Origin of the sequence: Stutzerimonas stutzeri KOS6 (assembly GCF_000307775.2) — a bacterium.
Classification (GTDB): Bacteria; Pseudomonadota; Gammaproteobacteria; order Pseudomonadales; family Pseudomonadaceae; genus Stutzerimonas; species Stutzerimonas stutzeri_B.
Genome location: NZ_KK020675.1, coordinates 672,377 through 696,734, shown reverse-complemented (window position 1 = coordinate 696,734; position 24,358 = coordinate 672,377). Strand labels below are relative to the sequence as shown.

Annotated in this window: 25 protein-coding genes; 17 read left to right on the top strand and 8 right to left on the bottom strand. The window is 61.2% G+C overall.

The window, feature by feature from the left end; translation table 11 throughout:
- The first annotated feature begins 81 nt into the window (after window positions 1-81).
- From B597_RS27215 to B597_RS47515, 17 genes are all read left to right on the top strand, one after another.
- Entirely contained in the window at window positions 82-1,002 is a 921-nt protein-coding gene (locus tag B597_RS27215) for a type IV pilus biogenesis protein PilM (protein WP_031323209.1), read from the top strand.
- Window positions 1,002-1,607: a hypothetical protein gene (locus tag B597_RS27210; RefSeq protein ID WP_003295883.1), complete on the top strand. Its 606-nt coding sequence runs from the start codon at window positions 1,002-1,004 to the stop codon at window positions 1,605-1,607. The genes B597_RS27215 and B597_RS27210 overlap by 1 nt, the downstream gene beginning before the upstream one ends.
- On the top strand, window positions 1,600-2,277 hold the full coding sequence (gene gspM, locus B597_RS27205; protein ID WP_031323208.1) for a type II secretion system protein GspM: 678 nt from the start codon (window positions 1,600-1,602) through the stop codon (window positions 2,275-2,277). The genes B597_RS27210 and gspM overlap by 8 nt, the downstream gene beginning before the upstream one ends.
- The gene (locus B597_RS27200) at window positions 2,270-2,596 is read left to right on the top strand and encodes a Type II secretory pathway component (RefSeq protein ID WP_226924947.1); all 327 of its coding nucleotides are present in this window, start codon (window positions 2,270-2,272) and stop codon (window positions 2,594-2,596) included. Before gspM ends, B597_RS27200 begins: the two co-directional genes overlap by 8 nt.
- Entirely contained in the window at window positions 2,593-4,275 is a 1,683-nt protein-coding gene (gene mshL, locus B597_RS27195; protein ID WP_024161679.1) for a pilus (MSHA type) biogenesis protein MshL, read from the top strand. Before B597_RS27200 ends, mshL begins: the two co-directional genes overlap by 4 nt.
- An 8-nt stretch (window positions 4,276-4,283) precedes the next feature.
- On the top strand, window positions 4,284-5,213 hold the full coding sequence (locus tag B597_RS27190) for an ExeA family protein (protein WP_024161678.1): 930 nt from the start codon (window positions 4,284-4,286) through the stop codon (window positions 5,211-5,213).
- The gene (locus B597_RS27185) at window positions 5,210-6,601 is read left to right on the top strand and encodes a tetratricopeptide repeat protein (protein WP_003295874.1); all 1,392 of its coding nucleotides are present in this window, start codon (window positions 5,210-5,212) and stop codon (window positions 6,599-6,601) included. The genes B597_RS27190 and B597_RS27185 overlap by 4 nt, the downstream gene beginning before the upstream one ends.
- A complete protein-coding gene (locus B597_RS27180) occupies window positions 6,598-8,325 on the top strand; it encodes a GspE/PulE family protein (protein ID WP_003295872.1) in 1,728 nt (575 codons plus the stop codon). Before B597_RS27185 ends, B597_RS27180 begins: the two co-directional genes overlap by 4 nt.
- Before the next feature lie 249 nt (window positions 8,326-8,574).
- Window positions 8,575-9,813, top strand: a complete 1,239-nt coding sequence (locus B597_RS27175; RefSeq protein WP_003295869.1) for a type II secretion system F family protein — start codon at window positions 8,575-8,577, stop codon at window positions 9,811-9,813.
- A 71-nt stretch (window positions 9,814-9,884) separates the two neighbouring features.
- A complete protein-coding gene (locus tag B597_RS27170; RefSeq protein ID WP_003295868.1) occupies window positions 9,885-10,427 on the top strand; it encodes a type II secretion system protein in 543 nt (180 codons plus the stop codon).
- A gap of 19 nt (window positions 10,428-10,446) precedes the next feature.
- Window positions 10,447-10,890 carry a pilin gene (locus B597_RS27165; protein WP_003295866.1) on the top strand — a complete coding sequence of 148 codons (444 nt, stop codon included), beginning with the start codon at window positions 10,447-10,449 and terminating at the stop codon, window positions 10,888-10,890.
- Window positions 10,891-11,068: 178 nt separating this feature from the next.
- On the top strand, window positions 11,069-11,536 hold the full coding sequence (locus B597_RS46015) for a pilus assembly FimT family protein (RefSeq protein ID WP_003295865.1): 468 nt from the start codon (window positions 11,069-11,071) through the stop codon (window positions 11,534-11,536).
- Between the two features lie 331 nt (window positions 11,537-11,867).
- On the top strand, window positions 11,868-12,296 hold the full coding sequence (locus B597_RS27155; RefSeq protein WP_024161675.1) for a prepilin-type N-terminal cleavage/methylation domain-containing protein: 429 nt from the start codon (window positions 11,868-11,870) through the stop codon (window positions 12,294-12,296).
- On the top strand, window positions 12,296-13,177 hold the full coding sequence (locus B597_RS27150; RefSeq protein ID WP_003295863.1) for a PulJ/GspJ family protein: 882 nt from the start codon (window positions 12,296-12,298) through the stop codon (window positions 13,175-13,177). The genes B597_RS27155 and B597_RS27150 overlap by 1 nt, the downstream gene beginning before the upstream one ends.
- Window positions 13,178-13,301: 124 nt before the next feature.
- A complete protein-coding gene (locus B597_RS27145) occupies window positions 13,302-13,712 on the top strand; it encodes a pilus assembly protein MshP (protein ID WP_226924946.1) in 411 nt (136 codons plus the stop codon).
- A 22-nt stretch (window positions 13,713-13,734) separates the two neighbouring features.
- Window positions 13,735-17,001 carry a DUF6701 domain-containing protein gene (locus B597_RS27140; protein ID WP_024161673.1) on the top strand — a complete coding sequence of 1,089 codons (3,267 nt, stop codon included), beginning with the start codon at window positions 13,735-13,737 and terminating at the stop codon, window positions 16,999-17,001.
- A 298-nt stretch (window positions 17,002-17,299) separates the two neighbouring features.
- On the top strand, window positions 17,300-17,710 hold the full coding sequence (locus tag B597_RS47515) for a hypothetical protein (protein ID WP_226924945.1): 411 nt from the start codon (window positions 17,300-17,302) through the stop codon (window positions 17,708-17,710).
- 3 nt (window positions 17,711-17,713) lie between these two features.
- Here B597_RS47515 and B597_RS27130 read toward each other — a convergent pair whose 3' ends face one another.
- From B597_RS27130 to livH, 8 genes are all read right to left on the bottom strand, one after another.
- The gene (locus B597_RS27130; protein ID WP_226924944.1) at window positions 17,714-18,220 is read right to left on the bottom strand and encodes a MarR family winged helix-turn-helix transcriptional regulator; all 507 of its coding nucleotides are present in this window, start codon (window positions 18,218-18,220) and stop codon (window positions 17,714-17,716) included.
- A gap of 386 nt (window positions 18,221-18,606) precedes the next feature.
- On the bottom strand, window positions 18,607-19,008 hold the full coding sequence (locus B597_RS27125; protein ID WP_003295856.1) for an META domain-containing protein: 402 nt from the start codon (window positions 19,006-19,008) through the stop codon (window positions 18,607-18,609).
- On the bottom strand, window positions 19,005-19,442 hold the full coding sequence (locus B597_RS27120) for a hypothetical protein (RefSeq protein WP_003295855.1): 438 nt from the start codon (window positions 19,440-19,442) through the stop codon (window positions 19,005-19,007). The genes B597_RS27125 and B597_RS27120 overlap by 4 nt, the downstream gene beginning before the upstream one ends.
- Before the next feature lie 98 nt (window positions 19,443-19,540).
- A complete protein-coding gene (locus B597_RS27115; protein WP_003295853.1) occupies window positions 19,541-20,347 on the bottom strand; it encodes a dienelactone hydrolase family protein in 807 nt (268 codons plus the stop codon).
- A gap of 196 nt (window positions 20,348-20,543) precedes the next feature.
- Window positions 20,544-21,245, bottom strand: a complete 702-nt coding sequence (locus tag B597_RS27110; protein WP_003295851.1) for an ABC transporter ATP-binding protein — start codon at window positions 21,243-21,245, stop codon at window positions 20,544-20,546.
- A 2-nt stretch (window positions 21,246-21,247) separates the two neighbouring features.
- Window positions 21,248-22,015, bottom strand: coding sequence for a high-affinity branched-chain amino acid ABC transporter ATP-binding protein LivG (livG, locus tag B597_RS27105; protein WP_003295849.1), 768 nt, complete (start codon window positions 22,013-22,015; stop codon window positions 21,248-21,250).
- The gene (locus B597_RS27100) at window positions 22,012-23,268 is read right to left on the bottom strand and encodes a high-affinity branched-chain amino acid ABC transporter permease LivM (protein ID WP_003295848.1); all 1,257 of its coding nucleotides are present in this window, start codon (window positions 23,266-23,268) and stop codon (window positions 22,012-22,014) included. The genes livG and B597_RS27100 overlap by 4 nt, the downstream gene beginning before the upstream one ends.
- A complete protein-coding gene (gene livH, locus B597_RS27095) occupies window positions 23,265-24,188 on the bottom strand; it encodes a high-affinity branched-chain amino acid ABC transporter permease LivH (RefSeq protein ID WP_003295846.1) in 924 nt (307 codons plus the stop codon). Before livH ends, B597_RS27100 begins: the two co-directional genes overlap by 4 nt.
- Window positions 24,189-24,358: the final 170 nt, after the last annotated feature.

Genomic DNA, 24,358 nt, shown 5'->3' with positions numbered 1-24,358 from the left:
TGTGCTATCTATTGACGCCCTCAGTATCGACTGCTGCTCGACAGTGGTCGAACACCGACGTTCTTGGCGAGGGAGCCAGTGGTGGATCTGTTTTCCAAATCCAAGAAATCCAAGCCGGCTGGCATGCTGGGGATCGAGGCGGGTCCGCAGGGCGTAGCCGTGGCGCACTTGATGCGATCGCCGGGCAAGCGACCCGCATTGCTTTGCTGCGAACATCTCGACGGCCCTCCCGATACGCATTCGGCCCTGTTGGAAAAGGCCGTCACCGAATATGCCTTGCAAGGCTTGCCGGTAAACCTTCTGCTGCACCCTTCCGAATACCAGATGTTCCTGCTCGAAGCCCCGGATGTTCCGCCTCAGGAGCTTCGCGATGCCATGCGCTGGCGGGTCAAGGACATGATCAGCCAATCGCTGGATGAGGTGGTGATCGATTGTTTCGCCCTGCCTGAGGATGCTTATCGCGGGCGTACCCGCATGGTCTACTGCGCCGTGCTCGAAAAGAGCCGTATGCAGCATCACGCCCAGCTCGTACGGCAGGCCGGTCTGCGCATGTCGAGCATCGACATCACCGAAATGGCGCTCCGCAATCTTGGGGCGCTCGCCGGGGCCGAGGGGGCGAATGTCGCGTTGCTGCGCTTGCGCACCAGCGAAGGCCTCATTTGCATACAGAATGGCGTTGACCTGTACATGGCGCGGCGCATCGAGCACGGCCTGGCCCGTGCGGCTCAGGAGCAGAGCAGCATGACGCTGGAGATCCAGCGTTCGCTGGACTATTTCGAGAGCCAGCTGGGCAAAGGCTATATCAAGCGTCTGTTGCTGCTGCCGATGAAACAGGACGGCGAGCGAACCTATCAAGGGCTCGCCAGCGGGCTGGCCGTGAATCTGCAGCGGCTCGACTTGCGTGAGCTGTTTCCAGGGCAGCCGGCCGCCGATCTGACCGAAGCCGAGCAGGCCTTCTGCCTCGGCGCAGTGGGCGCCGCTTTGCGTCAGGAAGCGCCGTGATGCAGAACGTCAACCTTTATCAGCATGAACGACGCCAGCAGGGTGGACCGCGGCCGCGCAGCATGCTGCTTGGTCTAAGTGCGCTATTGGTGGCGCTGCTGGCGCATGCCGTCTGGCAGAGCTGGGTTCTGCAACAGGGCGAGGGGGCTCGGCAATTGGCCGAGGCCCAGGCGACAAGCGCGGAGTCCGAGCTGGCGACATTCAAGGCGAGCTACCGCGAGCCGAAACTCGACAGTCGGCTGCCCACGCAATTGGCCGAGCGTGAAGCGGAAAACCTGAAGCTGCAGAATCTGGCCAGCCATTTGCAAACACTCGATAGCCAGCTACGTGGCGGGTTCGCGCCGTTGCTCACCGCGCTTGCCGACCGACACCCGCCCAGTGGGCTGTGGCTTACGCGCATTCGGCTGCAGGCGGGCGGCAGCGACATGCTGTTGCGGGGCCTGAGTCAGGATCAGGAGCTGCTGCCGCTTTATCTGGAAAGTCTGGGGCGCAGCGCTGCCTTGCGCGGACGCGAGTTCGGCAACTTCGACCTGCAGCGTGACGACGATGGCCTGCTGCTTTTCCTGCTGTCGTCACGTGCCGTCAAGGAGAACGACAATGAGTAATGCCGTGGATAGCCTGCGCAAGCGCTGGCAAGCACTCGCGCCGCGAGAGCAGTGGCTGTGTTTCCTCGTCGGCCTGGCGCTGCTGCTGATGCTCTACGTACTGCTGGTTGCCGAGCCTCTGGCGCAGCGTATCTCTGCCCAGGAAAACCAGCGCCGTCTCGCCGAGGCGCGCCAGATGGAAGCGGACAATGCGCGGCTCGAGCTGCAGGCGAGACTCGCTGCCGACCCCAATCGCCCTTACCGGCAAGCCATCGCCGCCGCCGAGGCCAGTCGCGAGCAGATCCTGCGGCGCATCGATGAGCAGACCAGTTCGCTGGTATCTCCGTCCCGCATGAAGGCGCTGCTGCAGGACCTGTTGCGTCGCCAGCCGCGCCTGCAACTGGTCGGGGTGGAGAGCTTCACAGCCCCCCTCGAGCTGCCGGCTTCCGCGACGAGCAAAAAAGACGAGGCTTCACCTGCGACACCGGATTTCTATCGTCACGGCGTGCGTATGACCTTGCAGGGCGGCTATTTCGACCTGCTCGCCTACCTGCAATCGGTGCAGAACAGTGGCTGGCGTCTGCATTGGGACAGCCTCGACTACCAGGTCGAGGATGCCGGGCCGGACAAGGCGCGGGTCACGCTCGAACTGCATACCTTGAGTCGTCATGCGGGGTGGGTCGGTGTCTAATTTTCTTCGTGCTGCCTGGCTCGTGCTGTTGCTGCCCGCTTCGGCATTCGCGCTCGACCCGACGCGACCGCCTGCTGCGTTCGCGTCTGCGACGCCCGAGCGCCAGCCTTTGGCCACCTTGCAGCTCCAGGCGATCTTCCGCAGCGCCCAGGGCTCACGCGCCGTGCTCAACGGCCAGTCGTTGCAAGTCGGCGAAAGCCTTGCCGGGGCGCGAGTCCTGGCGATCAACACGAACTCCGTCCTGATCGAGCGTGACGGACAGCGGCAACAGCTGCGTCTGGCTGCGCCGATCATCACTTCGAGCCAATCCCGACCATGATGCCGATCCTTCTGCCGCGCCTCGTCCTGCTGAGCCTGTTCAGCCTTCTGGCTGCCTGTCAGACCTTCAAGGACGGCGACCAGCGCCTGTATGAGCAGAGCAATCGCTTGTTCGAGGAGAGTCTGCAGCAGAGCCAGGTCAAGGCCGAGCCGCCGCCTTCGGTGCAGGCGGCCCTGATCCCGCCTCTGGATGTCGATGGCGGCACCATTGCCAACGGCCCGCGTTTCGATGTGGTGGCCAACGACATGCCGGCCCGCGAGTTCTTCCTCAGCCTCATGGACAGCGCCGGGCAGAACCTGCTGGTGCATCCCGGGGTGACCGGCAACATCACTTTCAGCCTGCGCAATGTGACGTTGGAGGAGGTGCTGGCGGCGGTGCGTGACAGCTATGGTTATGACTATCGTCGCACCAGCTATGGCTACCAGATCCAGGCCAATACCGCGGTGACGCGAACCTATGACCTGAATTACCTCAACCTGCAGCGCCAGGGCATGAGCGATACACGGGTCAGCTCGGGCCAGGTCTCCACCAGCGACAATACCGGCACGGGGGCGAGCGGCACCACTACCAGCACGACCTCCAGCACCGTCAATGCCAGCCAGTTGCTGACCAGCAGCAACGTCGACTTCTGGAGCGAAGTGCGCGACGTGGTGGCGATGATGATCGGCAGCGAGGCGGGCAACAGCGTGGTGGTCAACCCGCAGGCCGGCCTGCTGGTGGTGCGCGCATCGACCGGCGACCAGCAGAGCGTCGAGCGCTTCCTGCAACAGGCACAGCGCAACCTGCAGCGCCAGGTGATTCTGGAAACCAAGATTCTCGAGGTGAGTCTATCCGATGGTTTCCAGTCGGGGATTAACTGGAGTTTTTTGCAGGGCCAGAAAGGACTTAGCCTCGGCAGCTTCATCACTACGACCGGCAACAATGTCGATAGCACTCTCACTAACGGGACCAATGTTCAGAGCGGCTTGCCACAAGGCGTGAATATTCCCAGTATCCCGTTAAGCGGTCCCAGCGGGGTTGGCGGCGTGTTCGGTGCCACGTTTGATTTCGGAAACTTTGAGGGGGTAGTTCAGCTTCTGGAAACCCAGGGCGATGTGCGTGTGCTCTCCAGTCCGCGCATTTCCACGCTGAACAACCAGAAGGCGGTGATCAAGGTCGGCACCGACGAGTTCTTCGTCACCGACGTTTCGACCACCACCACCTCGCTGGCCGGCGGCACCACCGCGCCCGACCTCGATATCACGCTAACGCCGTTCTTCTCCGGCATCTCGCTGGACGTGACGCCGCAGATCGACGAGAACGACCAGGTCACCCTGCATGTGCGGCCTACCGTCAGTCGCGTACAGGACCAGAACAAGAGCATCCAGCTGGGTGGCGCCGACAACGTGTTCAACCTGCCACTGGCGCTGTCCACCACGCGTCAGTCCGACTCCATCGTGCGTGCGCGCAGCGGCCAGGTGGTGGTCATCGGCGGCCTGCTGGAAAACCGCAACACCAACAACGATGCGAATTTACCTTGGGTTTCGAAGCTGCCAATCGTGGGACCGCTGTTTCAGCAGCAAAGCAAATCGCTCCAGCAGACCGAGCTGGTCATTCTGGTGCGTCCGCAGGTGATCACTGATCAGGTCTGGGTCGACGAGTTGCGCCGCAGCGCCGATTCGTTTCGGCAGGTGAGGTAGGCCGCCGCATGTACGAGGCATTCTTCGGTCTGCGCGAGAAGCCGTTCGCGCTGACGCCCAACACCGGCTTCATGGTGCGGCTGCCGTCTTATCAGGCGTGTCTGAACCTGTTGCGGGTGGCGCTGGCCGAGGGTGAAGGCTTCATCAAGGTGACCGGTGAAGTGGGCACGGGCAAGACACTGCTCTGCCGCGAGCTGCTCAAGCAGCTGGATGCCGAGCACTATCAGGTCGCCTGGCTGCCGAATCCCGCGCTCGGCCCGATGGCGTTGCACCAGGCGCTGGCGCACGAGCTGCACGTGCGGCATGTCGATCGTCTGGACAACCATGGCTTGCTCACGGTGCTGCATCATCGTCTGATCGAGCTGGCTACGGCCGGCAAAAGCACCGTGCTGCTGATCGACGAGGCGCAAGCCTTGCCGCCCACGACGCTGGAGGCCCTGCGGTTGCTGACCAACCTGGAAACGGAACGGCGCAAGCTGCTTCAGGTGGTGTTGTTCGGTCAGCCTGAGCTGGATGCAACCTTGAGCAGTGAAAATTTTCGCCAGTTGCGCCAGCGCATCACCTTTTCCTATCGGCTCCAACCGCTGGATGCCAGTGATGTCGGTCGCTACCTGCACGAACGCCTCGCCGTCGCCGGTTATCAGGGCCCCCCGCTGTTCGGACCCGCCGCGGTGCGGCTGTTGGTCAAGGGCAGCGGTGGTATCCCGCGGCTGCTCAACATTCTTGCCAATAAATGCCTGATGGCGGCCTTCGGTGAGGGGCGACCGCGGATCACCCGTCGTCATGTACAGCGGGCCGTCGCTGATACGGAAGGCGCCCGTCCCTTCCTTCGAACGGCTTCGCCGGTGCGCTGGGCCATGCTCGCGGGAGGCATCACCTTGAGCTTGCTGCTCGGCGCCTGGCCATGGCTCTCGCAGTTCATCGAGGCGCAGCCATGAGCCTGGTCAACGACATGCTGCGGGATCTGGAGGCGCGCGGTGCGGCTTCCGGCGGGCAGAGTTCACTGAACGGCGTGCGTACGGTCGATGAGGCCGCGTTGCTTCGCCGCCAGCGCTCGGCACGGGCGAAACGCTGGCTGCTGCCGCTGGTTGCGGTGCTGCTTGTCGCGCTTGGCGTGGGGCTTATGTTCGAGCGGCTGCCGTTCGGTAGCCGCCAGGTCGAAGCACCCGCCGCACCCGCCGCACCCGCCGCACCCGCCGTCGTACCGGCGCCGCCGGCAGCGACGGCTGTGCGGCTGCTGGATGTCCTGCCTCACGAAGAGGAAGGCCGCTTCGTGCTGCAGTTGCTGCTGGATCGCTCGGTCAGTTACCAGCGTACCGATGAAAGCGGCGTGGTCAGCCTGCGTCTGCCTGGCGTCGTGCTTGCCGGCGAGGCGCTTACCGGGCGCATCGAGCAAAACGGCCTGACCCTGTCCTGGCGCGTGGAACCGCATGATGATGAGGTGCGGGTGCTGCTGATCGGCATGACCGATCGTCTCGACATTCGCGACCGGCTCGAGCCGGCTGGTGGTCACGTCCAGCTCTGGCTGGAGGCGCGCCTGGGGGGCGAACCGTCGGCGCCGGCCGATGAGCTGGTTCTGCCGGTCGCCGAAGCGGTAAGGGACGAAGCGGACTGGCCCGACTGGGTGACTCGCAGCGTGCCGGACGAGCCACGCGCGGCCGCACCCGCGCCGGAAGTCCGCAATCCTGCCGAGCCGGTTGCCGCGCAGGTTGCAGCTCCCGAGGTTTCGGCGAAGCAGTCGGTGCAGATCGGCAGTCACCGGCCCGAGCCGTTGGCGCAGGCCCAGGACGCCCTGCGGCAGCAGAATTACCCGCGAGCCATCCAGTTGCTGCAATCGCTGCACGCTACACAACCGGACAATCCGCAAGCGATTCGCTGGCTGGCGCGAGCCTATCTGGCCAGCGGACAGATCGATACGCTGCTCGCCTGGCTGCCTGGCCAGCTGCAAACCCGGCCCCGGGATGCCGAGCTGCGCATGTTGCTGGCTCGCGGCCAACTGCTGGGCGGCGACAAGCCTGCCGCCCTCGCCACCCTCGAACAGAGCTTGCCGGCCCTGGCGAGCAATTCGGCGTATCACGCGCTACTGGCCGCACTGCGGCAGCAGGTCGGCGACTGGGCGGGCAGCGCAGCCATCTACCGCCAACTGGTCGGTCTCCGGCCGCAGCAGGCATCCTGGCAACTGGGCCTGGCCATCGCGCTGGAGCAGCTCGATCAGCCCGCGCTCGCGGCTGATCATTATCGCTTGGCTGCGCAAGGGCAGGGGCTGGATGGAAATGCACGGCGCTTTGCCGTTGAACGGGCCGCTGCCCTGGGAGTTGGTCGATGACCCAGCAAGACATGCGTCAGCGCAAGATTCGTCTAGGCGACCTGCTGGTCCAGGCCGGCCTGATCAGTGAGGCCCAGCTACAGCTGGCGCTGCAGGACCAGAAACGCACTGGCTCCAAGCTCGGTCGCACGGTACTGGACCTCGGCTTCATCGACGAGGGTCGCCTGCTGCGTGCGCTTTCCGAGCAGCTGCAAATCCCCTTCGTCGAGCTCAAGCACTACAAGTTCGACAACCAGCTCACCCAAAGCCTGCCCGAGGCGGTGGCGCGGCGCTTCCGGGTGCTCGTGCTGTCACGCCAGGGTGAAGGGCTGCTGGTGGGCATGACCGATCCGCTCGACCTGTTCGCCCAGGACGAGATGGAGCGCCTGCTGGGCAAGCGCGTGTTCCCTGCCGTGGTGCGCGAAAGTGAACTGCTCGGCGCGCTCGACCAGCTCTACCGGCGTACCAGCGAGATCGCCTCGCTGGCCGGCGAGCTCGAAGGCGAACTGCAGGACAGCGACTTCGACCTGTCGCGCCTGGGCGCCGAGAGCAACAGCGACGCGCCTGTGGTGCGCCTGCTGCAGACGCTGTTCGAAGATGCCGTGCAGATGAAGGCCTCGGATATCCACATCGAACCGGACGAAGGCGTGGTGCGCATCCGCCAGCGGATCGATGGCGTGCTCAACGAGCAGGTAATGAAGGAGCAGCGGGTCGCTTCGGCGTTGGTCATGCGTCTGAAGATCATGTCCGGCCTGGACATCTCCGAGAAGCGTCTGCCGCAGGACGGCCGCTTCAATATCCGCGTCAAGAACCGCAACCTCGACGTGCGGGTCTCGACCATGCCGGTGCAGTTCGGCGAATCGGTGGTCATGCGTCTGCTCGACCAGAGCGGGGCGATGTTCCAGCTCGACGGCACCGGCATGCCGGCGGCCATGCTCGAACGCTTCCGCCGCCTGCTGCATCGCCCGCACGGCATGGTGTTGGTCACCGGCCCCACCGGCTCGGGCAAGACCACCACGCTCTATGCCGGCCTGTCCGAGCTGAACAGCCCGGAGAAGAAGATCATCACCGTGGAAGACCCGGTGGAGTATCGGCTGCCGCGCATCAATCAGGTGCAGGTCAACGCCAAGATCGAACTGACCTTCGCCCGCGTGCTGCGCGCTGCCCTGCGCCAGGACCCGGACATCGTGCTGGTGGGCGAGATCCGCGACCAGGAAACCGCCGAGATCGGCCTGCGTGCCGCGCTCACCGGCCACCTGGTGCTGTCGACCCTGCACACCAACGACGCCTTGACCTCGGCCATGCGCCTGATCGACATGGGCGTCGAACCCTTCCTGGTCGCCACCGCACTGAATGCCGTGCTGGCCCAGCGCCTGGTACGCCGGGTCTGCGAGAACTGCCTGGAAGACCACCGGCCCGATCCGCGCCAACTGGCCTGGCTGGAAACCCTGCATGGCGGCTCGCTGGAAGGGCGCAGCTTCAAGCGCGGCAGCGGTTGCCACCATTGCCACAACACCGGTTATGCCGGCCGCGTCGGTGTCTACGAATTGCTGGAACTGGACGAACCGATGATCGCCGCGCTGCGCCGGGGCGATCCGCAGGGCTTCGCCGAGGCTGCGCGCCAGCAGGTGCACTACCGCCCGTTGGCGGCCTGTGCGCTGGATTACGCCATCGCCGGCGTCACCAGCGTCGACGAGGTGTTGAAGGTCTGCGCCACGCTGGCCGACGACGAGGTGGCCGCGTGATCGTCCAGTGCTGCGCCGCGCCCGCCGAACGGACCAGGCGCCAACGCCCCATCGGCGGGTCGTACCCGCTCTGCGCCGGCAATCGCCGCGTGGGCGCGCCTCCCACAGGGTTCGGTGTGCGCAGCCTGCTGTTGTGGGAGGCCCGACCCCGGGGCGATGCTTTTAGCGCGGCAGAACGAATGAACTTCTCGTGGCCATTGGCGATGGGCCGGAACACGGCGACTGGTGGCGACAGGGAGGCCCGTGCCGATGCCTAGCTTCCGCTACACCGGCCGCAACGCCCAGGGCGCCAAGGTCAGTGGTGAGCTCGAGGGTATGAGCGCCGATGCCGTCGCCGGTGAACTGCTGTCCCGGCAGATCATCCCGCTGACCATCGAAGCGGGCAGGGTCGAGACGGCTGACAACGATGTGTTGGCGCAGCTGCGCGAAAAGCTGCGGCGCAAGCGCGTCGACCTGGACGAACTGATCATTTTCAGCCGCCAGATGTACAGCCTGAGCAAAGCCGGCGTGCCGATCATCCGTGCCATCGGCGGCCTCGCCGAATCCAACCGCAACCTCTACTTCCGCGGGATTCTGCAGGACGTGCGCGCCAGCCTGGAAAGCGGCATGTCGATGGCGGTTGCCCTCAATGCCCATCCCAAGGTGTTCAACAACCTGTTCGTCAGCATGGTCAGCGTCGGCGAAAACACCGGCCAGCTGGATCAGGCGTTCAAGCAGCTGTCCGCCTATCTCGAGCTCGAACGCGAAACCCGCAAGCGCATCAAGCAGGCCACCCGCTATCCGATCTTCGTCATGGCGGCCATGGCCGTCGCGCTGGGCGTGATCAACTTGCTGGTGATCCCGGCCTTCGCCAAGGTCTTCGCCCAGTTCCATGCCCAGCTACCCCTGGCCACGCGCATTCTCATCGGCACTTCCAACTTCATGCGCGACTGGTGGTGGCTGTTGCTGCTGGGCATCGTTGGCGGGCTCTACGCCTTCTTCAAGTGGATCGAGACCGACGCTGGCCGACTTCGCTGGGACCGCATCAAGCTGCGCCTGCCCATCGTCGGCGGCATTTTCGAGCGCATCGCCCTGGCGCGCTTCACCCGTACCTTCGCCATGATGTACCGCGCCGGCGTGCCGCTGCTGCAAACCCTCTCGATCAACAGCGCCAGCGTCGGCAACCGCCATATCGGCGAGGCGATCCTCTCTATCCGCGAAAGCGTCGAGCGCGGCGAGGCCTTGACGCGCTCGGCCTACAACAGTGGCCTGTTCACCCCGCTGGTCTTGCAGATGATGGCGGTTGGTGAAGAGACCGGCGCACTGGATGACCTCTTCATCGAGGTCGCCGATTTCTACGAACAGGAGGTCGACTACGACCTCAAGCAACTGGCCGACGCCATCGAGCCGATCCTTATCGTCTGCATGGGCGTGATGGTGCTGGTGCTGGCGCTGGGCGTGTTCCTGCCGATGTGGGAGCTGGGCAACGCGGCGCAGGGGAGGGGGTGATGACTGAAGCAGCGAACAACGAAACGCGAAGGGCAGGGCGGTACGCCTGTGCCGACACGAAAGGTGAGCAGATGAATGAAAACCAGCAGCGAGCGCATGTAATGCAGAAGAACCAGGGCTTCACCATGATCGAGCTGGTGGTGGTCATCGCCATCCTCGGCATCCTCGCCGCGGTGGCGCTACCGCACTTCATCGACTCGGCCAAGGACGCCCACCGCGCCACCGTGCGCAGCGCCGGCGGCGCCTTCACGTCGGCCGTCTCTCTGGTGCGCGGCCAATACGAACTCAACCGCAACAGCTGCGTGGCCGGCAACTGCCAGATCGACGTGCTGGGCTATGGCAACGGCACCGTTGACGTCAACACCCTCGGCTGGCCCGTCGGTACCGAACGCAGCGGCAACCCCGGTGCCATCACCAGCATGAGCCAGCAGGAATGCATGAACCTCTGGGCCAACCTGCTGCAAGCCTCGGCGGCCAGCGTCACCGGCACCAACCCCACCTTCCGCGCCGAGGCCCAGGGCCACCGCTGCCTCTATCGCTACACCCTTGATGGAAACAACGATTTCATCGAGTACAACAGCAACACCGGCGAAGTCGCCGTCACTTTTGAATAAGGCAAAAAGGAGCAACACCATGAAAAAGCAACAAAGCGGCTTCACCATGATCGAGTTGATTATGGTTATCGTGATATTGGGAATTTTGGCGGCGTTTGCGTTGCCGAGGTTTGCGGATTTTGGGGCGGATGCGCGACGGGCCAGCTTGGAAGCAGCTCAAGGCGCCCTTCGTTCAGCTAGTGCTATTGTCCATTCGGCTGCTTTGGTTGAAAACAACATAGCTGCGACCGGCGAGTCAGTCGAACTTGAGGGGCAGGAAATAAATTTGGCATATGGATATATTTCCGGGACGGTCGCTGATGTTAGGGAGGCGGCTCAGCTTAGCAACGACTATACTGTCGCTCTCGATGGGACAGATGTAAAAGTAACGCTCGGTTCTTGTAGTTTTGACTACACGCCAGCAACAAGTGCAACGAGTGGTGTGGATATTTCCGATATTACTCCAGCAACTGGTGATTGCTAACTATGTAGTTATGTAGGGCGGTTGCAATTCACGGATGTCGAAACCTGACGACAACTCATAGTCGGCGGGTTTCATCCGCCCTACGCTGCATCGCAACCCGGCTTTTGGCCGGGTTGCCACGAATTTCTGGAGGCTGGTCAATTCCCGCCTCCAACCCGCTTGAACAAAGGGCTGGCCAATGGTTGAACAGCGCGGTTTTACAATCGTCGAGTTGATCATGGTGATCGTAATCATCGGCATCCTCGCCGCCGTGGTGGGGCCGCGCTTCTTTAGTAAAAGCAACTTCGATGAACGCTTCTATTTCGAAGAGGTTCTTTCGTCTGTTCGCTATGCGCAGAAATTGGCGGTGGCAAGTGGGTGTTATATACAGGTCCAGGTTAGTGCGACTGGGACCGAATTGCATTATTTTAATAATTGTGGAGATAAGAATTCAGGTGAAACTGTGCTTGGCGGTTATGCAGTTGCTAATCCGCAGCAGGTCATAAAGGTTGGCGCTGCTCCCTTTACGGTTGTTTTCAATTCTATTGGCTGTGTTTCCACTACAAAATTTTGTCCGGTGCAGGGTATCGATGAATTGGAAATTGGTGAATCCAGTTTCAAAATGAAAATCCATCGCGCCACCGGCTTTATCGAGGTCATGCAATGACCACCGGGTTAATCACCTGCACTGCGCTTCCCGTAGGGGCGAATTCATTCGCCCGGCACCAAACTCCCCGGCACCTGCGGCGTGACGACAAACACCCAAGCCTCAGCTCGCGTGGTTTGGCACCACGATGCCTGTCGCACCTTCCGCATGGGCTGATCGCACACGGCCAGGCGAATAAATTCGCCCCTACAAAAGCAGCGTGGCCGTCCGGGAAATCGATCGGGCGGAAGGGCCGTAGGGTGGATGATGCCTCACCCATCCACCGAGGCGCTCCAACTATTCGCTCGCAACCTGAGCGGTTTGTGGAAAACGCTTCGAGGTTTTTTACGGGGTGGCTCTCAACCCTACGGGCGAGGGTTCAGCCGTGATACGTTCCCAACGCGGCATGACCCTGGTCGAGCTGGTCATCACCATCGTCATCATCGGCATCGCCGCTGCAGCGTTGTTCTCCGCCATGGCCTCCATCACCGGCCGGTCCGCCGACCCGATGTTGCGCCAGCAGAGCTTGTATATAGCCGAGAGTTATCTGGAGGCGATCACGGCTCTTCCCTACGATCAATTGAGCTCGGCGGCACAACCTCCTGCGCCCCCGCAGGACGTGAATGGCAATCCTATCGGTGAATTAGCCAGCTACTCGGTTGAGGTGGTCGTGGATAATACCGCCAGCCTGAACGAGGTGGACGCCACGCGTATCGATGTCTCCGTCAAGGACCCGGCAGGACAAACCCTCACTCTGACCGGATATAGGACGGACTATTGATGAAAGTTCGTTCCTGTAGACGCGCTCGGCCATCCGGCTTCACCTTGGTCGAATTGATCATGGTCATCGCTTTGGCCGGTACCGTCGCGGTGATGGTTTCTTCTGTCATGTCACGGCCTCTGCAAGGCTTCGTCGACCAAAGCCGCCGCGCCGAGCTGACCGACCTCGCCGCCAGCGCACTTAACCGCATGGCACGGGATATTCGGTTGGCAGTGCCGAATTCGCTGCGTAACGAGCCCTTTTGTCCTGCCTCGGGGTGTCGCCTTCTTGAGCTGTTGGCGATCAATGAAGGCGGTCGTTACCGCGCCAACCAATGGGAAACATCAGGTGAACGCTACGAGCCGCCTCGCTGCCCAGAATCTGGAGAGTGCAACATACCGGTCCTCAGCCCTGGTACGGATGCTGGCAAAGTAGCCGAGGCCCGCTGGATGGTGATCTACAATACGGGACAGGCGGTCTGGAATGCCGGCGGATCGGCAGTGATCACGCCGGATAATGTTCAGTTTGCGCTGGGTTGCACCTCTTCCGATGAACAGTGTTTGGTCTTAACTGGAGCTGCAGGATTCTCGTTCCAACATGCCTCGCCCCAGCATCGTTTTTACTTGGTGCGCGATGTCTTGGGTTACCGCTGCGAAAATCCCGGAGAGGCTGCCAATGGCGATGGCACCGGAAGTCTCCGTCGTGGGGTATTTGATACGTTGTCAGGTACATATACCTATACAGATGCTTCGCTAGTCGTCGACTCCGTATCCGCCTGTTCATTCACCTACGATCCCGCCACCAATACCCGCAATGGCTTGGTAACCCTGCGGCTGTCGCTGAGCAAGGACGGCGAAACCATCACCCTGCTACAACAGGTCCATGTCGACAATGCCCCCTGATCTCCGGCGCGACACACTCCGTAGGAGCGGGCCATGCCCGCGAATCGATACTGCGCAGAAGCATCGCGGGCATGGCCCGCTCCTACAGGGCCACAAGCAGCGTGGTTTCGGCTTGGTCGCTGCGATGTTCCTGATCATCGTGATTGCCGGTGTCATCGCCGCCATGTGGCGTATGTCGGTCACTCAAACCGCGACCAACACTCTGTCCTTACAACAAGCTCGTGCTTATCAGGCTGCCCGGGCGGGAATTGAATGGGGAATATCCAGTGCGCTGGCGGGAACCTGCTCCGAGGTAAATCTTCCTTTTACGCCGGATGGTTTTGCTGGATTGTTTCGGATTGATGTTTCCTGTTCGGAGGAAGCCGGCCCACCTGACTTGTCGGAAGAGGGCATCCAGAACCTCGTCTTCTACACCATTACCAGCGAGGCCGAATACGCCTCGGTGGGGAGTCCGGATCATGCTTATCGGCAATTACAGGCAGTAGTCGAGCGAGCGGAAGAGGCGGAGCAGGGCAGCGAGACGGGGGAGGATTGAAATGCCGGGAAATCGTCGGGTCATGAGATACATCGCGTTTCTGGCCGCATCATTGTTCGCTGGCTTCGCAATGGCTGAGCAATGCACGGCGATTTTTCCTGGCGGCATCCAGAGCCACTCGCCCAGCGGCTTCATCCAGATGGGCTATATGTCGCGAGTCTATGGCAGCGGGCCGACACTGGTTGCGCCTACCGTGACGCATACCCATAGCTGGCAGGATCAGGTTGGTCTATGTGACGGCGTGAAGTGTGCGGCGAGTGGGACTCATGCGGCTACCTCGACACCGACCTTTCTGACCGGCTCCCAGGTACCCACGACTTTCCAGAGCGGCAATGCCAGTGGTGGTGATCTTGTTACAGGTTACCGGGCACAGCCGTTGTACAAATCGGCTGGAGATTATGGGCGTGTGGAGGTCGGCCAGGCTTCGATCATTGGCTTCACCAGTGTCGGTGGCACTTATCTGATGAAAGGGGTGAAAACCAATTACCAGTCGATCCTGGAGTTTTCGTCCGGCGACTATTGGATCGATGGCGACCTTGATCTGCAGGCGCAGGATTCGACACTACGTCGAATCGGGGGAGGCGATGGAACGGTGCGTTTGTTCGTCAGAGGCAACGTAAGGGCAGGGCAGATAAAGGTGCAGGGGTTTGCTGCCGGGCAAATAGCTATCTACGCCACTGGCAACGTCAATTTTGGCAATGGCCTCAAGCTTCCGGGTTTTATTTATGCCAATGGGTCGGTCTATTTGGGGACGGAGGCTGAGGTGACCGGTGGGGTTTATTCGAACAATTTTTCCACCAACAGCTCACCGATCATTCGCTATACCCAAATCAACCATGATCACAAAATGGGCACTCTGACGCCGGCTTACGATTCGACATTCGAGCTTGCTCCGGGCAATTACTGGATCGATGGCGACCTGACCGCCAAAGTCGCAACCAAATTTCGAAAATTGCCGGGCGAAGGAAAGGTCAGGTTGTTCGTGCGCGGCAATATTGAAATCCAGCACGCAGCGGTGTTCGAGAATTTTGGCGGTGGTGACCTTCTGATGTATGCCACGGGCAACATCACCATCAGTAGCCAGAAGGACCTTCCCGCCTTTGTTTATGCGGCCGGGGATGTGACGATCAACTTCAGCAATAATGGGCGGTACAAGGGTGGCATTACCGGGCGCAACATTTATATAGGTCAGGGCTCCATTGTCGAACATGAGGATCCGGTTGCGCTGGGCCCGCTTTGTGACTCAGGTGGTGCGGTTGCCGAAATCGATCATTTCGAGATTGTCGCACCTGCCAGCGGCATAACCTGTAGCCCAGTAGAGATAACGGTGAAAGCCTGCCTCGATACGACATGCAGCAACTTTTACGTTGAGGCCGTCAACGCTGAAGTGAGCGTGACTCAGGGTACAACGACTACCGGATATGGAAAATCGTTCTCCGGCGGTTATGGGGACTATGCGCTAAGGGCTGTAAAAGAGGGCGCTGCATCTCTGGGGGTGACAGCCTCCACGCCCTCTGCATTGAACCCGCCACTTTGTCAGATCGGTACGAGCGCTGTAGGGGCAAATTGTACATTGGAGATGTATTCCAGTGGTTTTCTAGTCGATGTGCCTGATTTTATTTCGGGTGATAGCGTTCAGGCCAAAATTTCGGCGATTAAAGCGGACAAGAACGATCCGCAGACATGCGGTCCTGCTTTTAGTCAGGCTGGTCCCCGAAGTGTGAAGCTTTGGTCAAGCTATATCGATCCGGATTCTTCCCGTGAAATAGGGCATGGTTCGGTCACAATCGCTGGTTCAGCAGTCAGCAAGATAAATGATAGCCAGACTACTACTTATAGTTTGACTTTTAATGATGCTGCTGTGGCCAATCTGCAAAGTTTGAGCTATGCCGATGCAGGGAAAATGGCTTTGCATGTCAGCTATTCGGGTGCAGAAGGCAGCCCAGAAGAAGGCCTGTCCATGATTGAATTGGAGGGCGAAGGCCAGTTTATCGCTACGCCTGCCTCTTTTGAAATCAAAATGCCAAGTGGAGTTTGTGATCCTGAAGAGTCCTTTACGGGAAGCAATTGTCCGGCATTTAAGGCGGCAGGCGATGGATTTGACTTGGATATTGGCGCGGTTAATCGCAGTGGCGAGCCGACGCCAAATTTTGAACATACAGTAAGGTTGCTGGTAGGTTATGAGGGAGACGATAAATACTATCCCCGAGACGGGGTGCCTCCCAAGATTTATCCTGAGAACTATGCTCATGGCTTAGGGGGGGTGAATTCATTTGGTGATCCAAATGGTGATCCGGTTCCGCGAGTGGATGAAGTTGGTGTTGTGAAACTTGTAGCGTCTGCGGAAAATTATCTGAAGGCTGGAAATAACATAGTTGGTGTTAGTCATTGGGTCAGGTTCATTCCAGCTTCGCTGGAAGTGAGCGGCGTCGCCAGCCTGGAGAGTTGCGACGGGTTCAGCTACCAGCGGGAGTTGGTGACCTATTCCGTGGTTCCGAAATTGATGGTGACGGGCAAAAACCGTCAAGGAGGCACGACGGAAAATTATGACCGTGGAGATTTCTGGCGCTTGCCATCATCTTTATCCAGTACTTGGTGGACCTTGGATGGCATGCGGGAACTGACGAACAATCTCAGTTTTCCAGAGCAGGACTCTACCTTGAGCGATGCGGAAGATCCGGATGGCCAGCGCGCATATGAGTGGTCGGGAGATGGCCTGAGTTATGAGTCTTCCAATACGACCCCTGGCGCCGATGATTTGCCTTTCTCGATCCTCCAGCGATTTTCCGCAGACGCTCTAACCGATGCCGATGGCGCTTGCTATATGGCGGGAACGCAGGATTGCCTGCCATACGACTTACCTTACGAGGCCAGTGAAATCCGCCTGGGTCGGTTACGTATCGGCAACGCCCATGGTTCGGAACTGCAACAACTTAACCTTCCGTGGACGATCGAAAGCTGGCAGGCGCCCGGCGCTTTCCTTCCTGAAGAGGACGACAGCTGTAGCGCGCCGACCTGGCCCAATCCGGGTCTGACCGAGCCGAGTGGAAAATTGGCCGATATAGCGGAGCAGTTGGAGGTTTCAACTATCAAGAGTGGTTATCAGGGGGGGCTGACCGTCGCTGCTCCGAACGTTACTGGCAGTGCTCGAGTCGGTTTTCCGGATGTTCCAGAATGGCTTTGGTACGACTGGAACAACGATGGACGAGAAGCGAGTCTTGGCCTCGCCACCTTCGGCATCTACAAAGGCCCTCAGCCACTGATCTTCCGTCGCGAGGTTTATCGATGACTATGGATGCCGCTACTGTGTGTCGGTGATTGCCGGGATGCAGTGTCCGTCGACCAGGTGTCAGTGAAGCGAATAAAGAGGACATTCGCGACAGGTGTGGAGCGGCCAGAGGTGGATGCGCCGAGCTGGTTTATGCTGTCGCCACCCGGAGAGTAAGCCCTTTGCCTTCCCAGGCCGGAGCCAGCGTCATGATTAACGGCCTGCTTCAGGGCAGAGCGCAAGCCAGTGGAATTAGCTATGCGCCTTGCCCTTTGGAGAGGTGACGAGATTCACAGGTTCAGTTCGGGAATTTCTCGACGTGAGTCTCGCCTTTGCGGCCAAAATAGGTGACATGGCGCCCGGCAATCCAAACCGTGTACCCAATGCAGCCAGCACGCTGAGAAAGCCGTTTGAATTCGGGATACAACACCTGCCCCTGCTGTGCGCCCAGGATTGCTTCGCGCACTGCGTCTCCATCGAAGGTACCTGCAATGGCCTCATCTGGCTGTTCGAAGTCAAGAACGACAGTAGCGTCGTTAGGCAGCTAGCAGGTCGTGCGGCCGGATCGGTAATCAACGTGGTACGACTCGACGTGCGCTCCCATCAGTTGTCTGATCACTTCACCGAAGTGAATCTGGCCCTTATTGGAGGCTTCAAAGGTGGCCTGGATTATGGAGTTGGCGTTTTCGCACATCATAGTTGTTCCCCTGTTGATATATGCAGTGCGTGATTGTCAGGCGGTGGGTATGTCTTTGATCTGGTGGTGCCGCACTATCGCTTGCATTGCCTTCATCAACTGTTGGCGCTCTTCTGAACCGAGATGACCAAAGAAATGGTCATCATTGGTATCCGCCAGTGTGGCCAATTGGGGCACCAAGTCCTTACCAGGTGCGGTCAGGACGATGGCTTGATCCCGTGTATTGCCAGCAGTTGACTGTCGCTCTGCCAGCCCCTTGGCTTCGAGCCGGGAGATCACTTTGGATGCAGCCCCTTTGGTCATGCCAAGAGCTTGAATCAGCTCGGCGTGGCTGGTGGCATCCCTGTCCCACAAGGTGCGCAGAGCCACCCATTCCGTGACGGTGACCCCTTTGGCTTCCAGCAGTTGCTGAAAACGAATGGAGACGTGGTTAGATACGAAGCGCAGCCAAAAACCCAGATGCGCTTCCAGTGGCGAAGGTGACGTGATGTCGGTGTTTGCTTTCATATGGTTTCCCTGGAAACCATCCATGATAGTTTCCATGGAAACACGCGTCAATACAGCACCCGAGCATGCGTGATCGCCAAAGAACAGCATCTGCCGCTAATTGCGGAACAAGAAAAAGGGCCGCTCACCGAGCGGCCCTTTTTTCGTCACGAATAAAAGAGGGGAGCCCCGGCCTGCCTGTACCAAGGTCCCCGAAACTGGACATGCGGGAGTCTATGCACTGCATGTGCCAGTTTCGTCATGGCGGGCCATCACGGGAAGAAAAGCCGCCGTGGTGTGGCATGGTCCCTGAAAAACACGGCATTTCTGCTGGTCGTTGCCAGTCCAGGCCTGTGCTGGGCACGTACATGCTGGGTCCGGCGATGTGCGCGATGCCTGATCGCAGTGCGCGCGCTTCCAGGCATGCGCACATTTGGCGCGGGTTATTCCTGCTCCGGCCAGAGCCGCAGCGGTGCGCCTTCGGCGGGCCACAGGCGCAGCTGGTCGATATTGGAGATGTCCCAGCGCTCGACGCGATCGAGCAGATCGAGGAAGTGCTGCTCCTGCTGCATGATTTCCTCGGCGCACAGCTTGCGCGTGCTGCCGAGGTTGCTGAAGCGGATCTGCTGGCCGTCGCGTTCGTAGCTGCCGAACCAGTGGTTGCAACCGGCGTTGCCGTAGACGCGGTCTGCGCTGAGCGTCAGGGAAACCGGATTGCGGCCGATCACCGGTTCGTTGCCGATCCACTCGGCGATGTAGGTGACGTCGTGCTGCAGAAGCATGGGCTCGGTCGCACAGCCGGCGAGGCCGAGGACCATGACCGCGGGCAGGAGGCGAAAGCTCATGCGGCGTTCTCCTGGCAGCTCGGGCAGAGATGGCGACCGTTCTGGCCGGACCAGCCGAGTTCGACAATACGTGTCTCCGCGGCCGGGGCTCGGGCGGATTCGCCCAGCTTGGCGTCTACCGCGAATTCGAAATCCAGTCGCGTGCCGCAGCCGTCGCAGTCGACCTGCCAGTTGAGGATTGCCAGTTCGCGGAATACCGGCCCGCTGGCTACGGCCATCCACTGTCCGGGCGGGTTGATCAGGTGGCGGACCTTCTCAACCGTCAGGCGCTGGGACAGGTCGCGGCTGCCCTTGAGGGTGACGATCAGTATGTCGCCGCTGCGAATCGAGCCGCCATTGCCGGTGACCTGGTAGCGGCCCGGCGCCAATGCGCGGCATTCGGTGAGGGTGTGGGCGGGGTTGAGCAGGGTGTAGCGGAAATCGTGTTCGGCCATGACTCGTGATCGACGGTGAGTTGTGCGCGCAATGCTAGCACGCGCCCCGGCGGCAGGCGTGCCGCCGGGGGCGAATCACGGACGAGAATGCGCTTGCTTCACTGCTTCTGGGCAGTTGCAGGTGCGCCGAAGGTTTCTTCGAGGAAACGCTGCATGTCGCGCCAGGAACGCTCGTCCGCGGCTTTCTGGTAGGCGACGTCGAGGCCGTTCTTCTGATGGGCGTCGGCGCCGGGATTGGTGAAGCCGTGCTTGGCACCGGGCAGGCTGACGAACTGGTAGTCGGCGCCGGCCTTGACCATCTCGACGTTGAGTGCGGCGACGTCGTCGGCGCTGATCATGCTGTCCTCGCTGCCATGCTCGACCAGGACGCGCGCCTTGACGCTGCCGGGGGCAGCGCGGGTTTCGGTGGCCAGCGCGCCGTGGAAGCTGACCACGCCATCCAGCGGAACGCCCTGGCGTGCCATGTCGAGCACGACCTTGCCACCGAAGCAGTAGCCCACGGCGCCCAGCTTGTCGCTGTCGGTCCGGTCCTGTTCCTTGAGCAGTTCAAGTCCGGCGTTGAAGCGGCCCTTGGCCGCATCGGCATCCTTCAGTGCTGCCTGCATGAAGCCCATGGCGTCCTTGGGGTGCTCGGTATTCCTGCCTTCGCCGTACATATCGATGGCCAGGGCGCTGTAGCCCAGCTCGGCGAGGTCGCGGGCGCGCTGCTTGGCGTAGTCGTTCAGGCCCCACCATTCGTGCACCACGACGATGCCGGGGCGCTTGCCCTCGATACTGTCGTCATAGGCGTAATAGCCGATCATGTCGGTGCCGTCGGCAGCGGTGTAGGGGATTTCCTGCGTCTGGATCTCGGCATTCGCGGTGACGCTGGCAGCCATGAGCAGGCCGAACAGGCAGTGGCGCATCGTGAGTCTCCTTGATGGGCAATACGAGGTTGAGTAAGCGGAGGGGGAAAGCATAGCGGGTTCTTCGCCTGCCGGGGCAGGGCAGTGTCCGCGTCGGCTTCGCGGGCTGCTCGATACGAAGCGAAAGGCTGCCCGTGCTACGGATAAACAAAGCCCCGCCAGGGGCGGGGCTTGTCCGGTTGTCGATGCGCCTGCTTCAGCCGCCGAGGTAGGCGTCGCGCACCTTCGGATCGGTCAGCAGGTCCTCGCCACTGCCCTGCATGACGATGTGACCGTTCTCCAGTACATAGCCACGGTCGGCCAGCTTGAGCGCTTGGTTGGCATTCTGCTCGACCAGGAACACCGTCACGCCATCCTCGCGCAGCTGTTCGATGATTTCGAAGATCTGCTGGATGATGATCGGCGCCAGGCCCAGCGACGGCTCGTCGAGCAGCAGCAGCTTGGGCTTGCTCATCAGCGCACGAGCGATGGCGAGCATCTGCTGCTCACCGCCGGACATGGTGCCGCCACGCTGCTGGTAGCGTTCCTTTAGCCGCGGGAACAGGCCGAGCACCTTGTCCAGCTGCTCCTGGAAGTCCGTCTTGCCGGTGAAGAATCCGCCCATGGAGAGGTTCTCCTCCACCGTCAGGCGCGAGAAGATCCGGCGCCCTTCCGGTACCACGGCGATTGCCTTGCGCATGATGTCGCAGGTCTGCTGGCCGACCAGCTCTTCACCCTGGAAGCGGATGCTGCCGCTGGCTGCCTGCGGTGTGCCGCACAGGGTCATCAGCAGCGTCGACTTGCCGGCACCGTTGGCGCCGATCAGGGTGACGATCTCGCCCTGTTCCACCTGCACGTTGATGTCGTGCAGGGCCTGGATCTTGCCGTAGAAGGTCGAGACGTTTTCGAAAGTCAGCATGCTCACGCCTCCCCCAGATAGGCTTTGATCACGTCCGGATTGTTACGGACTTCCTCGGGTGAACCATCGGCCAGCGGGGTGCCCTGGTTGATCACGTAGATGTGGTCGGAAATGCTCATGACCAGCTTCATGTCGTGCTCGATCAGCAGCACGGTGACGCCGTGCTCATCACGTAGCATGGCGATCAGCGCCTTGAGATCCTCGGTTTCCTTCGGGTTGAGGCCGGCGGCCGGTTCGTCGAGCATGAGGATGCGCGGGCGCGTCATCATGCAGCGGGCGATTTCCAGCCGGCGCTGCTGGCCGTAGGCGAGGGTACCGGCCGGACGATTGGCGATGTCGGTCAGGTTCACCTGTTCCAGCCAGTGCGCGGCGAAGTCCATGGCCTCGCGCTCGCTCTGGCGGAACGCCGGGGTCTTCAGCAGGCCGGCGAGGAAGTTGGTGTTCAGGTGCCTGTGCTGCGCCACCAGCAGGTTTTCCACCGCCGTCATGTCCTTGAACAGGCGGACGTTCTGGAAGGTGCGCACCACGCTCTGGCGGGCGATCTTGTGCCCGGGCAGGCCGTGGATCGGCGTGCCGTCGAGGAGGATTTCCCCGGCAGTTGGCTGATAGAAGCCGGTCAGGCAGTTGAATACCGTGGTCTTGCCGGCGCCGTTGGGGCCGATCATCGATACCACTTGCTTGTCGTGTACGGTCAGCCCCACCTCGTTGACGGCCAGCAGGCCGCCGAAACGCATCATCAGGCCGCGTACTTCTAGAATCGGGCGGCTCATTGCTTCAGCTCCAGGTGTGGGCGCTGCATGGGCAGCAGGCCCTGCGGACGCCAGATCATCATCAGCACCATCAGGGCGCCGAACATCAACATGCGGTACTCGCTGAATTCGCGCATCAGTTCGGGCAGCAGGATCATCACGATCGCCGCCAGGATCACCCCGAGCTGTGAGCCCATGCCGCCCAGCACCACGATCGCCAGGATGATCGCTGATTCGATGAAGGTGAACGACTCCGGCGACACCAGCCCCTGGCGTGCGGCGAAGAAGCTGCCAGCGAAACCGGCGAAGGTCGCGCCGAGGGTGAAGGCCGAGAGCTTGATCACCGTAGGGTTCATGCCCAGTGCGCGGCAGGCGATCTCGTCTTCACGCAGGGCTTCCCAGGCGCGCCCGATCGGCATGCGCAGCAGGCGGTTGATCACGAACAGGGTCAGCAGCACCAGCAGCAGGGCGATCAGGTAGAGGAAGATCACCTTGTTCACCGAGTTGTAGGCCACACCGAAGTATTCGTGGAAGGTCTGCATGCCCTCGGCGGCGCGGCGGTCGAAGGACAGGCCGAACAGCGTCGGTTTGTCGATCCCGCTGATACCGTTCGGGCCGCCGGTGATTTCGGTCATGTTGCGCAGCAGGATGCGGATGATCTCGCCGAAGCCGAGGGTCACGATGGCCAGGTAGTCACCGCGCAAGCGCAGCACCGGGAAGCCCAGCAGGAAGCCGAACAGTGCGGCCATCGCGCCAGCGATGGGCAATGCGGTCCAGAAACCGATGCCGTAGTAATGCGACAGCAGCGCATAGGTATAGGCACCGACGGCGTAGAAGCCGACATAGCCCAGATCCAGCAGGCCGGCCAGGCCCACCACGATGTTCAGACCGAGGCCGAGCATCACGTAGATCAGGATCAGCGTGGCGATATCCACTGCGCCGCGCGAACCGTAGAACGGCCACGCCAGGGCCAGCAGCACCAGTGCCAGGATGATCCAGCGCTGGGTCGAGGGCAGGGTGAGGAAGCTGCCGGCACCTGCGGGCACGCTTGGCAGGCTGGGGCTTGCCGCCCAGCCAGCGGCCAGATGCGTGCGGAGCAGCTGCCAGACGAACATGGCCACCGCGCATGCCGCGATGATCCAGAACGTGCCGGCTTCGGCGCCATGTACCTCGACACGGATGCCCACGGTGGTGAGCTTCAGGCCGAATACCGGCACCGCCACGGCGATGACCAGCAGCGCGCTGAAGAAAGCTGTACGGAGAGTGCCGGTCATACCTTTTCCACCTCCGGGCGGCCGAGGATGCCGGTGGGGCGGAACAGCAGCACCAGGACCAGCAGGCTGAACGCCACCACATCCTTGTACTGGTCGCCGAAGATGTCGGCGCCGAAGGCTTCGGCAACACCCAGGACCAGGCCGCCGAGCATGGCGCCCGGAATGCTGCCGATCCCGCCGAGTACCGCCGCGGTGAATGCCTTGATGCCGGCGAGGAAGCCGATGTGCGGATTGATCACGCCGTACTGCATGCTGATCAGCACCGCCGCGATGGCGGCCAGGGCTGCACCGATGACGAAGGTCAGGGCGATGATCCCGTTGGTGTTGATGCCCAGCAGGTTGGCCATCTTCAGGTCTTCGGCGCAGGCACGGCAGGCGCGGCCCAGGCGCGACCGGGAAATGAACAGGGTCAGGCCATACATGGCGATGAAGGTCACCACGAAGATCAGGATCTGCATGTAGGAGATCACCACGCCGTTCATGGTGCTCTCACCGATGACCAGGTTGCCCGGCATCAGGTTGGGAATGGCCTTGTCCTTGGAGTCCTGCGCCAGCAGCACGACGTTCTGCAGGAAAATCGACATGCCAATGGCCGAAATCAGCGGGATCAGACGGTTGCTCCCGCGAAGAGGACGGTAGGCGACCCGTTCGATGCTGTAGCCATAGGCACTGGTGACGATCATGGCGGCGGCGAAGGCGCCGATCATCAGGATTGGGAGTGCGTCCAGGCCCATCATCGACAGGCCGACGATCGCGATGAAGGTGACATACGAACCGATCATGTACACCTCGCCGTGGGCGAAGTTGATCATGCCGATGATGCCGTACACCATCGTGTAGCCGATGGCGATCAACGCGTAGGTGCTGCCAACGGTGAGTCCGTTGACCAGCTGTTGTAGGTAGTGGTAAAGCTCAGGCATTACTGCTCTCCCGAAGTCCCTGCAATTCCGCTCCGGCTGCGCTTGCCCACTTCGAACTCACCGCACGCCCTGGCGCGGTGCCACTGCGGTACGTGCCCTGCGGATCACGCACGGCGCCGGTTCGAGGCAGGCCCGCTGTTCAGGCTGCTCGTCGGATTACAGGTATTGCA

Excerpts from the sequence above, each read along its gene's own strand:
- B597_RS27115 (WP_003295853.1), bottom strand. The coding sequence starts at position 20,347 with ATGCGCCACTGCCTGTTCGGCCTGCTCATGGCTGCCAGCGTCACCGCG.
- B597_RS27100 (WP_003295848.1), bottom strand. The coding sequence starts at position 23,268 with ATGACCGGCACTCTCCGTACAGCTTTCTTCAGCGCGCTGCTGGTCATC.
- B597_RS27140 (WP_024161673.1), top strand. The coding sequence starts at position 13,735 with ATGAGATACATCGCGTTTCTGGCCGCATCATTGTTCGCTGGCTTCGCA.
- B597_RS27185 (WP_003295874.1), top strand. The coding sequence starts at position 5,210 with ATGAGCCTGGTCAACGACATGCTGCGGGATCTGGAGGCGCGCGGTGCG.
- B597_RS27150 (WP_003295863.1), top strand. The coding sequence starts at position 12,296 with ATGAAAGTTCGTTCCTGTAGACGCGCTCGGCCATCCGGCTTCACCTTG.
- B597_RS27145 (WP_226924946.1), top strand. The coding sequence starts at position 13,302 with ATGTTCCTGATCATCGTGATTGCCGGTGTCATCGCCGCCATGTGGCGT.
- livH (WP_003295846.1), bottom strand. The coding sequence starts at position 24,188 with ATGCCTGAGCTTTACCACTACCTACAACAGCTGGTCAACGGACTCACC.
- livG (WP_003295849.1), bottom strand. The coding sequence starts at position 22,015 with ATGAGCCGCCCGATTCTAGAAGTACGCGGCCTGATGATGCGTTTCGGC.
- B597_RS27170 (WP_003295868.1), top strand. The coding sequence starts at position 9,885 with ATGAATGAAAACCAGCAGCGAGCGCATGTAATGCAGAAGAACCAGGGC.
- B597_RS27210 (WP_003295883.1), top strand. The coding sequence starts at position 1,002 with ATGCAGAACGTCAACCTTTATCAGCATGAACGACGCCAGCAGGGTGGA.
- B597_RS27165 (WP_003295866.1), top strand. The coding sequence starts at position 10,447 with ATGAAAAAGCAACAAAGCGGCTTCACCATGATCGAGTTGATTATGGTT.
- B597_RS27175 (WP_003295869.1), top strand. The coding sequence starts at position 8,575 with ATGCCTAGCTTCCGCTACACCGGCCGCAACGCCCAGGGCGCCAAGGTC.
- B597_RS27120 (WP_003295855.1), bottom strand. The coding sequence starts at position 19,442 with ATGGCCGAACACGATTTCCGCTACACCCTGCTCAACCCCGCCCACACC.
- B597_RS46015 (WP_003295865.1), top strand. The coding sequence starts at position 11,069 with ATGGTTGAACAGCGCGGTTTTACAATCGTCGAGTTGATCATGGTGATC.
- gspM (WP_031323208.1), top strand. The coding sequence starts at position 1,600 with ATGAGTAATGCCGTGGATAGCCTGCGCAAGCGCTGGCAAGCACTCGCG.
- B597_RS27180 (WP_003295872.1), top strand. The coding sequence starts at position 6,598 with ATGACCCAGCAAGACATGCGTCAGCGCAAGATTCGTCTAGGCGACCTG.
- B597_RS27130 (WP_226924944.1), bottom strand. The coding sequence starts at position 18,220 with ATGGAAACTATCATGGATGGTTTCCAGGGAAACCATATGAAAGCAAAC.
- B597_RS27190 (WP_024161678.1), top strand. The coding sequence starts at position 4,284 with ATGTACGAGGCATTCTTCGGTCTGCGCGAGAAGCCGTTCGCGCTGACG.
- B597_RS27110 (WP_003295851.1), bottom strand. The coding sequence starts at position 21,245 with ATGCTGACTTTCGAAAACGTCTCGACCTTCTACGGCAAGATCCAGGCC.
- mshL (WP_024161679.1), top strand. The coding sequence starts at position 2,593 with ATGATGCCGATCCTTCTGCCGCGCCTCGTCCTGCTGAGCCTGTTCAGC.
- B597_RS27125 (WP_003295856.1), bottom strand. The coding sequence starts at position 19,008 with ATGAGCTTTCGCCTCCTGCCCGCGGTCATGGTCCTCGGCCTCGCCGGC.